The sequence below is a fragment of the Deltaproteobacteria bacterium genome, from assembly GCA_029860075.1.
Lineage (GTDB): Bacteria > Desulfobacterota > JADFVX01 > JADFVX01 > JADFVX01 > JAOUBX01.
On record JAOUBX010000060.1, the window covers coordinates 17253 to 29357 of the forward strand.

Annotated in this window: 9 protein-coding genes; 7 read left to right on the forward strand and 2 right to left on the reverse strand. The window is 41.7% G+C overall.

Annotated elements, in window-relative coordinates; all coding sequences use genetic code 11:
- Window positions 1-74: 74 nt before the first annotated feature.
- A complete protein-coding gene (locus OEV42_15855; GenBank protein MDH3975749.1) occupies window positions 75-494 on the forward strand; it encodes a response regulator in 420 nt (139 codons plus the stop codon).
- Window positions 495-1553 (forward strand): HD domain-containing protein, encoded by a 1059-nt coding sequence (locus tag OEV42_15860; GenBank protein ID MDH3975750.1) that lies wholly within the window; start codon window positions 495-497, stop codon window positions 1551-1553.
- 139 nt (window positions 1554-1692) lie between these two features.
- Here the strand turns inward: OEV42_15860 and OEV42_15865 are convergent, their stop codons facing one another.
- Window positions 1693-2916 (reverse strand): dicarboxylate/amino acid:cation symporter, encoded by a 1224-nt coding sequence (locus OEV42_15865; GenBank protein ID MDH3975751.1) that lies wholly within the window; start codon window positions 2914-2916, stop codon window positions 1693-1695.
- Window positions 2917-3097: 181 nt separating this feature from the next.
- On the opposite strand from OEV42_15865, the gene OEV42_15870 reads away from it, so the two are divergent.
- The 3 genes from OEV42_15870 (at window position 3098) to OEV42_15880 (ending at window position 7865) form a co-directional block, all read left to right on the forward strand.
- Complete coding sequence (locus tag OEV42_15870) at window positions 3098-3664, forward strand: HDIG domain-containing protein (protein ID MDH3975752.1); 567 nt, start codon at window positions 3098-3100, stop codon at window positions 3662-3664.
- Between the two features lie 154 nt (window positions 3665-3818).
- Entirely contained in the window at window positions 3819-5435 is a 1617-nt protein-coding gene (locus OEV42_15875; GenBank protein MDH3975753.1) for a HAMP domain-containing protein, read from the forward strand.
- A 99-nt stretch (window positions 5436-5534) separates the two neighbouring features.
- On the forward strand, window positions 5535-7865 hold the full coding sequence (locus OEV42_15880; protein MDH3975754.1) for a response regulator: 2331 nt from the start codon (window positions 5535-5537) through the stop codon (window positions 7863-7865).
- Window positions 7866-7887: 22 nt separating this feature from the next.
- Here the strand turns inward: OEV42_15880 and OEV42_15885 are convergent, their stop codons facing one another.
- Window positions 7888-8847, reverse strand: coding sequence for an ABC transporter substrate-binding protein (locus OEV42_15885; GenBank protein MDH3975755.1), 960 nt, complete (start codon window positions 8845-8847; stop codon window positions 7888-7890).
- A 906-nt stretch (window positions 8848-9753) separates the two neighbouring features.
- Between OEV42_15885 and OEV42_15890 the strand changes: the two genes are divergently transcribed.
- Together OEV42_15890 and OEV42_15895 are read left to right on the forward strand one after the other, a co-directional pair.
- Entirely contained in the window at window positions 9754-10410 is a 657-nt protein-coding gene (locus OEV42_15890) for a hypothetical protein (protein MDH3975756.1), read from the forward strand.
- Window positions 10411-10881: 471 nt separating this feature from the next.
- A complete protein-coding gene (locus tag OEV42_15895; protein MDH3975757.1) occupies window positions 10882-11718 on the forward strand; it encodes a methyltransferase domain-containing protein in 837 nt (278 codons plus the stop codon).
- Window positions 11719-12105 lie beyond the last annotated feature (387 nt).

Here is a 12105-nt window from a genome sequence, read left to right on the forward strand (position 1 = left end):
GTAAATAAGATTGTATAAAGTATAGCTGAGAGTCAATATGCTCAACCATTTAATTTTTTTATCGGGGAACAGTCATGTCAGGGCCAGGTTCAAAAGCAGGTAAAATACTTGTTATAGATGATGAACTTTTTTTCAGGGAGATGATCAAGGACACCCTTGCAGAGGGTGGCTTTGAAGTGGTTACGGCGAAAGACGGCGAAGAAGGCGTGGCCATGTATAAGGAACTTCTTCCCGATATCGTTATCTCCGATCTTATCATGCCGAAAAAAGGTGGCGTCAGTACCTGTACCGATATTTCCGCCTATGCAAAAGAGGTCGGTCAAGACCCCGTTATTATCCTGCTCACATCTATGTTCAAGGAAGATGCCCATGAGCATGATTCGCCCGAAATGGGCTCAACCATACATATGCCCAAGAAAACGAAGCCCATTGATATTCTGATCATGATTGAACAGCTTTATAACCGGAAATTAAGAAGAGAGGGTGCTATTTAAATGAAGGAATGCTTTGCCGCAAATGTGAAGGAACATGATACCGTTGAAGATCTCTTCCTTGTAAAAGTTAAGAATCTGTCTGTCGGCAAAACGGGAAAGCCCTACCTTGTCGTTTCCTTAATGGATAAAACAGGTGAACTTGAGGGGAGGGTATGGGACGATGCTGAACGCATGTCCGGCAATTTTGAAGTTGATGATTTCGTCCATGTCAAGGGAAGAGTCTCTGCTTATATGGGGAAGCTGCAGCTAAAGATTTCAACGGTGACAAGGGTTGACGATAATGAGGTGAGCCTTGATGATTTTCTTCCCTCGTCGGCGGTATCGCCTGAGGTCATGTTTTCTGAGCTTGCAGGGCTTGTTGAAACCGTAAAAGATCCCCATATCAAAAAGCTCCTTCTTGCCCTTATGGAAGACAGGGATTTGTCACAGGGCTTGAAAAATGCCCCTGCCGCAAAGGGCATGCATCATGTATATATTGGTGGTCTTCTGGAGCATGTTCTTTCCTTATGCCGCCTTATTAATCTTGTTTCCTCTCATTATGGTGAAAGAATTAACCGGGACCTCCTGCTGGCGGGCGCTATTTTTCATGATATCGGCAAGACGAGAGAGCTTTCTTATAAAAGGTCATTTGGTTATACCGATGAAGGAAGGCTTGTTGGCCATATAACGATCGGTGTGGAGATTCTCGATGGCTTGATCAGATCGATTGATGGTTTCCCTGCTGAATTATCCATGTTGCTTAAGCATATGATTCTCTCTCATCATGGAGAATATGAATATGGTTCACCCAAAAGGCCCAAAACCCTGGAAGCAACCATACTCAGCTACCTCGACGACCTCGATGCAAAGGTAAACAGCATCCAGTCTCTCATCGATGGTGAGAACGGCAATGGCACTAACTGGACAGGTTATCACCGTCTCTTTGAAAGGTATATTTATAAAGGGAATGGGATGGAAGCAGGTGAAGATGTCCCCCATGAGAAGATTGACGAACAGAAAAAGAGCCCGCCTGCAGCAGACACGCCAAAAGGCAAAACGCTGACGCTATTCGGCAATTAAAGAACTGCCGTCAAAAAATTTGTTTGGACAAGGATAAAGACTGATAAATTATGATTATCACCGATAATTCCTTTATCTGATGATTTTAAGTATCATAAATAATCAGTGAAGATCAGTGTGAGAATGTTTTTTAAAGGAGTCATCCCTTCGTCCCATTGTTAGGAAGAAAACGATGAACAACGGCAGCACCGACGGCATCTCCCCAGACATTGACGGTTGTCCTGAATCGATCAAGGAACCAGTCTACAGCAAGAAGAAGACCTACCCCTTCCAGTGGCAGACCCACTGCCTGTAAAACAATTACCATGGTGACAAGGCCCGCTTCAGGGATGCCGGCAGCACCGATTGCCGCCAGGGTGGCAGTGATAAAGATGATGGCCTGCTGGGTGAAGGACATATCCATGTTGTATGCCTGGGCGATAAACATGACGGCAGCCGCTTCGTAAAGTGCTGTTCCATCCATATTAATAGTACTGCCCAGGGGAATAGTAAACCTGAGTGCCCTTTCATCGACATCATTTTCCCTGACACATTCCATGGTAAGCGGAAGCGTTGCTGAAGAGCTTGCCGTTCCAAATGCCGTAAGCAGCGCTCTAAGCATGTTAATGAAGTAGTTGAACCCCCTTCCTCCAATAAAAATGAGAATGGCCAGCAGGATAAGGAAGTGCAGCGCAAGCCCCGAAAGAACGGTAACCACATGAAGTCCCACGGCACTGATTTCTCTCCAGAAGGCCTCTCCACCTCCGGCACCGCCCAGCCTGCCTGCCACCAGTGAGAAGATGCCTATGGGCGCAAGGTACATAAGCCAGGTGACGAGTTTCATCATGGCTTCATTAATGCCGTCAAAAAAATCAATTGCTATTTTTCCCTTTTCACCGATCGTTGTCAGTGCGGCAGAAAAGAGAATAGAAAAAAAGATGATAGGCAATAGCTTTGTCTCGCTTGCCGACTGAACCAGATTTGGGGAAATAAGGGACATAACAATATCGCTTATGCCCGTATCTTCTTTACCCATTACTTTCTGAGGTACTTCTCCTCCCATCATGTTGAGGCCCGATCCGGGCTGAATAAGATTAACCATAATGAGCCCCACAAGAACAGCCAGACCTGTTGTAGAAAGGTAATAAAGAACGGTTATGCCGCCCAGTCTTTCCAGCTTTCTTATATCACCCATGGAGGCAACGCCACTTATAACGGCAGCTACGATAAGAGGGATGATCATCATTTTAAGGGCATTGAGAAAGAGTTTTCCTATCCAGGCCGTTTGCAGCATGGTTTCTCCAAAGTACCAGCCGCAGATAGCGCCGGAAATCACTCCGGAAGCAATTAAGATAAGAAGGATTACAGCATGTTTGTGTGGCATCACTACTCCTTTTCAAAAATATTAAAGTAGCAATTATTAGCACAGCCTTGCCAGGGGTTCAACCGGTTTTTTTAGATACTTGTTATTGAAAGAAAAATTTGATAGTTATTAAGGCCATAAAAAAACCGGTTTTTTTGTTAAAGGTGTAAACTTGTAAATATTGATCATCAGGAGGATGAATATGTCGACGGGGATAGAGAGGAATGAAGCTTTCAATTTGCTTAAAGCGTATGTAAAAAGTGAGAACATGATTAAGCATTCACTTGCTTCGGAGGCAGTGCTGCGTCAACTGGCCGGCAGGCTTTCCCAGGATGAAGAAAAGTGGGGAATAGCCGGTTTGCTTCATGATATTGATATTGAGATTACAGATGCCGACCTGTCTATTCATGGTCTGGAAGCGGTTAATCTCCTGACATCTGCCGGTATTGATGAGGAAATTATAGAAGCCATAAGGCTTCATAATGAACTTGCTCATAATGATAAAAGGCAGACACCCTTTCACCATGCACTGGCTGCCGGAGAGACCATTACCGGACTTATTACGGCAACGGCACTCGTTTATCCCGATAAGAAACTCGCGTCAGTAAAGGTTAAATCCATTACCAAAAGGATGAAGGAGAAAGCCTTTGCGGCATCAGTTAACAGAGACATTATCAGGGAGTGCGAGTTAGCCGGAATACCTCTTAAGGAATTTGCAGAAATTTCATTAAAGGCTATGCAATCGATAAACGAAGACCTTGGTCTATAGTTTTTTTGGGCGGCGTCAAAAGGTCTTCCCTTTAATAAATCATCAATAAAAGCTTGCATTTATAAGGCTCAACCAATACCATATGAGTTGGTTTAAGTTAATTACCGGAACATCATGATTTTCTTTCATTATTAATCACTTAAATGCCTTAGGTATGTTAAAGAAACTTTTTTTCGGTTTCAGATCCAGGGTCTTCTGGATTATTACATTTCTTGTGACTACCCTGTCAGTCCTCTTTACTGTCGTATCTATTTATCAGCACAGCAATACCCTAAAGCAGCAGTTGATCAAAAGAGGCTCCTCAATGATAGTCAGTCTGGCTCACAACAGTCAGTTGGGTCTGTTCTCGGAAGATCAAGAGTTTTTAAAACCTGCTCTTGAAGCCCTTAAGATAGAAGCTGATCTGCTTTATGCCGTTGTTTATGACGTAAAAGGCAGGGCCATGGCTGTTGAGTCGGAATTTACAGCCGGGAATATTCCTGATTATGAAAAAGGGAATGTTGTTCCCTACAGAGTTCCTTATGCATCGGAGCGGGGGAATGAGCCTATGTTCAGGGTCAGCAGATTTATGGGGCAGGAGATTTATGAATTCTGGGCACCTGTCCTGACGGCCAAAAGTACGGAAGATGAATTTATTTTTCTTGAAGATGAAGGAGCTATGGCAGGCCACGGAAAAAACAGGGAGGAAGTTATCGGCTATGTTCGTGTCGGAATCTCTCTGGAGGGTGTTAACAATGTGACCAGGGATGTTGTTTTTTCAAGTATGACTATCCTTTTTTTCTTTCTTCTTTTCGGATTTATTATTACCTTTTTTCTTGCCCGTATGATTACTAAGCCCATTGGTCAGCTGGCGGGAGCCCTATCAGCCGTTGAGGAGGGGGACCTGAACAGGAGAGTCGAAATAGAGAGAGGTGACGAGGTCGGGACGCTTATTAATTCATTTAACAGGATGACAGGCGCCTTGATGGAGAGGGAAGAAGAGATCAGGCTTCATCATGAGGAGATAGAACTGAACAACCGGGAACTTCTTGAAAAAACGGAGCGTCTCGACAAGCAGCGCCGTAAACTGGATGCCTCATTAAAGGAGAAGGAAGTGCTGCTCAGAGAGATTCACCACAGGGTGAAAAATAACATGCAGGTAATTTCCAGTCTTTTAAGACTTCAATCGGGCTACATAAATGACGATAAATACAAGGATATGCTGAAAGAAAGCCAGGGCCGCATTCGTTCCATGGCCCTCGTTCATGAAAAACTCTATCGATCCCACGATCTAAACTCCATTGATTTCAGTAAATATATCAAGAATCTTGCAAATAGTCTTTTCAGGTCTTATAGTATGACAACACACAAGGTTGTTCTCCATATTGATGCTCAGGATTATTTCCTTGGCATAGATTCTGCAATTCCTTGTGGATTAGTTTTAAATGAACTCATATCCAATTCGTTGAAATATGCCTTTCCCCATGGGAAAAGTGGGAAAATAGAGATAACGCTTAATAAACTTACAGGAAATGACGTTCCCCTGTTAAAAAACAGGGAAGGCTGTGACCGTTCCCATAATCATGACTCGGAAGCGCTTGAGCTTATCGTTGCTGATAATGGTGTCGGCATTCCAATAGATCTGGATATAAAAAAATGTGACTCACTCGGTTTACAACTCGTTTCTACCCTTGTTGAAGACCAACTCCATGGAAATGTAGAAATTTGCCGGGACAATGGCACGCAATTCAGAATATGTTTCAGAGAGGTTGTTTACAGGAAAAGGATATAATGGGGATTATGCCCTTTCTTGGGTACATGCTGTTATGTTTATAATCCGAGAGGAAATGCTATTGCAGGGAGTAAAGCTTAAAAAAGAGGGAGAACAATCATGGGGCAGGTAAAGGTCATGGTTGTTGAAGATGAGATTATTATTGCCCGTGACATCCAGATGAGTCTCGAGAATATGGGCTATGAAGTGACGGGTGTTGTCTCAACCGGTAATGATGCCGTTGAGAGTGCAAGAAGAGATATTCCTGATCTTGTCTTAATGGATATTGAACTTCAGGGAGAGATGGATGGAACTGAAGCCGCCCGGAAAATCAACTCCACTCTGGACATCCCCGTCATATACATTACTGCTTATGCTGACAGCGCTGTGCTGGAGCGTGCCAAAGCAACGGGGCCATTCGGGTATATGATAAAGCCCTTTGAGGAACAGCAACTTCATACCACTATTGAAATGGCCCTGTACAAGTTTAAAATGGAGAAAAAACTCAGGGAGAGTGAAAAACGTTATGAATTGGCTTCAAGAGCAGGCCAGGTTGGTGTTTGGGACTGGAATGTCAGTAATGATGGGTTTTATCTCGATTCAAGCCTCAAGTCTATGCTCGGTTATAAAATGGGAGAAGATATATCGACGCTCGATGACTGGATGGAGGTAATTTACCCTGACGACAGGAATACAGTCAAAGAGACGGCCAGAAAGCACCTTGACGGCGGCAGTGATCAGTATGAACTCGTTCACAGAATGTTTCACAGGAATAAATCTGTCCGGTGGTTCCTTGCCAGGGGCGTTGCCATAAAAAATCATCATGGTATCGTCACCAGGATGATAGGCACGGAAACGGATATTACGGAACGCCGTCTCGCTGAAGATAAACTAAGAAAACTCTCGACGGCAATAGAGCAAAGCCCTGTTACCGTTATGATTACTGATGTGCAGGGGAAGATTGAATATGTTAATCCAAAGTTTACCGAGGTTTCAGGGTATACTTCAGAGGAGGTTCTGGGAAAGTCCCCCAGTATTCTTAAATCAGGAAATCATGATGCCGATTTCTATGAGGATATGTGGCATACTATCTTAAATGGAAATGAATGGCGAGGCGAGTTCCATAACAGGAGAAAAGACGGCCAGCTTTACTGGGAGCTTGCAACCATATCGCCACTGAGAAGCCACGACGGCAAAACAACCCATTTTTTAGCCATAAAGGAAGATATAACAAAACGGAAGAAAGCCGAAACAGAGCTGAGAAGAGCCAAAGAGGAGGCGGAAGCCGCGAACCGTGCAAAATCTGATTTTTTATCGCATATGAGCCATGAACTGAGAACACCCATGACAGCTATACTGGGCTTTGCTCAACTCCTTGAGTCTGTCAGCGAAGAAAGTCCCTCTGAACGTCAGAATGATTGCATAAAGGAAATTCTCAACGCAGGTTATCACCTGATGGAACTGATTAATGAAGTGCTCGACCTTTCCAGTATCGAGTCGGGTAAACTCAGCATGTCTATTGAGATGATACCCCTTGAGCCATTAATTAAAGAATGTATTGCACTGATATTACCCCTGGCTGACCAAAACAGAATTTCAGTCAGGGAAAGTTGCCAAAACTATGAGGACTATTTTGTTTGTGCCGATAAAACGAGATTGAAACAGATCTTGCTTAACCTTTTGTCCAACGCCGTCAAGTATAATAAGGAGGGGGGCGAGGTAAAGATTGAGTGCAGGATGGAAGGGGGGAAATTCGTTCGTATTTGTGTCACCGATACGGGTGAAGGTTTTCCCGAAGAGCAGTATATGCAGCTTTTTGAGCCTTTCAAACGTCTTGTGTCCGATCGGCGGAAAAGTATTGAGGGAACGGGAATCGGACTTTCCATCAGCAAAAACCTTATTCAGCTTATGGGGGGGAGCCTGGGTGTGGAAAGTTTCCCGGGAAAAGGGAGTACCTTTTGGATAGACATTGTTAAAGATAAGAGCAGAGAACTGTATAAAGCCGATGCTTATCCGGGCGAGGCGGCAGCTGAGGAAAGAAAAGAACCCGAAAAATTCACCCTTCTCTATGTGGAGGATAATATTTCCAATCTCAAGCTTGTTACTCAGATACTGGCGAGGCGTTCCGATGTTTTGATGATTACGGCACAAACCGCCAAGCTGGGTCTCGAGCTTGCTTATGCTCATCGTCCTCATGTAATACTTCTCGATATTATGCTTCCTGATATGGACGGCTATGAAATGGTAAAGCATCTTCGCAAGAGGGAGGAGATGCTGGATATACCGATTGTTGCCTTAAGCGCTAATGCAATGCCCCGTGATATTGAACGGGGTCTCAAGGCAGGCTTTGCTCATTACCTGACGAAGCCTCTCGATATTGATCATTTTATGTCCGTTATGGATGAAGTTTTGTCACTGGCGGATAGGGAAAAAAAGAATAATATTTTCTAAAATGCAGAAATATTACATCTAATTATCTGTATATTTTGTCGGCCCTGTCTATTAAATCCTCAGGTATTTTCAAACCAAGCTTTTTGGCAACTTTCAGGTTCAGGGCAAGCTTCAGTTTTCTTGGATTGTGAGTTGTAAAGCCTTTGATAGGCTTACCGTCCAGGAATTGCTGTGCAATTTCACCTGCCTGACGTCCCACATCTTCACTGTCAAAGGTATAGGCCATCAGTGCTCCGTTTTTCACGTATTTTCCCGATATTCCAATGAGGGGGATGTTGTTTCTAAGAGAAAAGAGAAGCATATATTCCGTTGACTCATGGGTAATTGCCGTTGTATCGGGAGCCATCCAGAAAGCATCGATCTTTCCCTTCATGTCGGTAATGGCATTTATGGCTTCAGACTTATGCCTGATTTCTGTTGATACCAGGTTAATTCCAAGTTTTTTTGCAGCTTTTTCAGCTTCTTTAATGAGTGTCCCTGTTTTGGAAGAATTATAAATGGTTCCAATGTTTTTCGTTTTTGGAGCTGCCTGGAGCATTGTTTTAAACTGCTCGTAAGGTGGGATGTTCATGGATATGCCTGTTATATTTAGATCTGCTTCTCCCTTCTTGTTTTCCATGATAGTTTCAGGATTTAAAACAAAGGTAAAAATAACCGGTGTAGAGTGAGTTAATTTATCTTTTACGAGGGTTAATGCATCACTGCCCAATGTAAAAATAAGGTGCAGATTTTCATTACTGACCAGGACTGCTGCATTGTGGCCACTTTCCTCATCATAATCGATGAGGATTTCATCTACACTTGCATCGACACAAGATTTGAATGCATTGATTGCTTTATTATAAGGAACAATGTCGACACTCTTGATGGCGGTAATGCTTTGCGCATGGACTTTTTCTTTTGCAAAAGACAGGACTATAAGTAGAGCAAAAAAGGGCACCGGGGTTAAGTATGGCAAGCTATGTCTGAATAGAGAATTCATTCTAAATAATAGTGCGATGCAATGTAATGTGCTTGCTCAGACAAGAATAAATACGAGTTTCCGAGAAGTTGGCAATACAAATAAGCAATTATTATGAGAAAAGGGATTTACAATAGTTCATCGTTCCAGGTAAAGAAGCTAAACAGGATAAAAGTAACGGGGAAAATCGATGAGAGAGTATTATCCGGATTAATCAGTCATTATCAGAAAACTAATTGACTAATTATATGAAAAAAAGTTTCATTTGTAAATATTCAATTTATGAAAAATGTTTGAATAGGAATAAAATAAGAGTTTTTTGAGACTTCAGGCAGACTGAGTGGAAAATATAAAGAAACGGTTTTGTCATTTTTGTAAATCTTAATTTTTTTGGCTGAAGGCTGTTAATTTTTGGAAAGTATTAACAGGCTCCCCAGACTAAAAAAAATAAAAAAAGCAAAAAAAGCCGAAAGAAAGTTGAAAAAAAAGCAAAAAAAGCCGAGTAATAATTTTTATGTTGAGTTACATTCAATAGAAGAAGTGACAGGCACTGTAATGAAACATTAACTACTTAGTGTCATCCGGAAACTATGGTGGATCAAACTTTGTTTTCAATTTGGAATGGAGGGATTTTTTGCAAGGTCAAGGAAATCAAGGATTTGCGCGGAGACGTACTGCTGTACGTCGCACAAGCAAATCTGAAGATTGACGCAGAGATTGCGAAAAAGCACCCTTTCCGGATGAAAACTACTTATGAAAGGTTGGCTAAATGAACGTATGGTATCTTACTTTTCCTGACTGTTTAGAAGCATTGTTATTGATTTTTCAATGCCGGAAGAATAGACCGCCTTAGCTTGGATAAAAGATATTTGTTTTACTAACATTTAATAGAAATTTAAATAATTAATTAATTTAAGGGAGCGGACAATGAAATCGATTATTCAACTCGTATTTTCAGCGGTATTTCTTTTATTTATAACTACAAACATTTGGGCATTAGAATCTACCCAGACAATTAATGAGGATGGACAGGTTGTTGAAACTTTTTATATTAACGCCGATTCTCATCTAATAGCATTAACAGCCGGCCCGGCAGGTATATTGAAACCCTTTCCTCCATCAGTTCAATATTTGTACGAACCGAATATTGCTGATGGTCTAACTGTTCTTTCAAAGGTTGCCGATAGTAGTGGAGAGGTTGTCGGTTTTACAACAGAAGTAGAGCACTTTATAACTGATGCAGCCGGCAATGTAACAGTAGATGAACAGTGGATGGTCAAGGTGCCGGGAAGAGGGGCTGTAATGGTCACTCATATTGAAGACCCTAGTACATTGTTCGGAATAATCCAGGATATGGTTACTAATGGGGAGACAGAAAGGTATATTGAACCCCCTATTAAAGTTCCAACAACGATTCCTGGTACAGGAAAGATAGTTGGTGGAGTTGGCGTTTTTGAAGGTTTGTCAGGTACCTTTACAGAATATAATGAATTTTCTTACCTGAATCTTGAGGACGGAACAATAGGTATTAACCTGGTACTTGAAATAACATATGATAAAAAATATAAGGACAAAGATAAATAGTGAGGATTGTAACCGAGGTATGTGCACTATTGCATCCAGGGGAAGCAGTTAAATTATGCTTCCCCTTTTTTTGATGTGATCCAGTTAAGGATACCTGAAAAAACTGTGAGAAAAGGTTTAGGACATTAAAATATTTGTTTGCTATAGAGGAAAAAACGAAAAAACAGGTGTTGTAAAAAATAGGTTCGAACCTTGTTCTTTGATCCGCCACTTTAATTTTTTTAGTACACGTGGAAATATATAGAGACAAAAAAGAAGAATTCTGATATATAAAAGCGCTTGCCCTATGACATCTGATAAAACGCAAAGCACGATACTCACCACGGAGGAGGTTAGAGGTTTTATGATGTCATTTGTTGACCTGTAATAGTGTAAACTTTAGAAATGGCTGGTTTTTGTGGCTAGATAGAAACACTATACTGACTTGATGGTGAATTTAAATAGAGTGAAAACATAAATTGGAGATTAAATATGACAGTAAAGCAGAGAAAAACTGCAACGTGGAGTAAATTTTCAAATGTTGATAAAGAGGCCAACCCGGAGGAATTTGTTAACCACATGAATGATGTTGCAGGAATGGAAGGGGTAAAAAGCTATAAGCAGGAGACTTTTTCCCTATTGGAAGTACGAGATGGCGCTGCTATTTTAGACCTTGGTAGTGGGCCGGGTAATGATGCCCGATCATTGGCTGAAATCGTGGGGCCAAAGGGTCGCGTTGTTGGTGTTGATAAAAGTGAAACTATGGTTGCTTCAGCACAAAAACAAACAAAAGACCTTGGCTTCCCTCTGGAATTCCAGGTAGGTGATATATTAAACCTGAAATTTGAGGATAATACCTTTGATGGTTGTCGAGCCGATAGGGTATTTCATCATCTAGAGAAGCCTGAAGCTGCCTTGTCTGAACTGACTCGTGTGGCACGTCCGGGAGCAAGGATTGTTCTCGCAGAGCCGGATTTTGATGGTATATTGATCGATGCATCAGATAAAACAGTGACTCGTCAGGTCATACAGAAGCGGTCGGACCTATATCCATGTGGATGGTGCGGACGTCAATTGCCCCGTTTGTTTAAAAAAGCAGGACTTACGGATTTAATAGTCATACCGAAAACGCTTATCTTTGACGACTTTGATATAGTTGATCAAGAAATATTTGGATTTAGAAATGCGGCTGAAAAATTGCTGAATGAAGGTGAATTATCACAAAAGCAGGTCGATGATTGGCTGACGGAATTAGAGCAAGCTAGTCAGGATGGGCTGTTTTTTTGTATGGCTACGCTGTTTATTGTTAGCGCTAAGAAAGCAATGTGAATCAGTCGATCTCGTTGGATGAAATGTTTCTTGAATTGATTTTCCTTACAAGCTGTTAAAATTGTTGATTTTTAACTTTGTGTCTCTAGCTGACAATCGTGTTATCGATTTATTAATATAAAAGTTAGATTAAATATGAGCCTCCACCATGGGGACCGGCACTATAAATTACATACCGATTAAAAATGTGTTTAATGTTAGTCTCTTAAATACTAACAACCTAAGCTTCAGCAGTTTAGTATGTTTAAATTGAATAAGTTAAGATGAAAATCAATGTATATAAATTTATGTTGAACTCAACCGCTTACGCGGGAAAAAGACTCCAAACCTTCCCTTCTTGAATACAGGTGATAGTCTCTCTAATTTGACTGCTTCCCTATGGGTGTT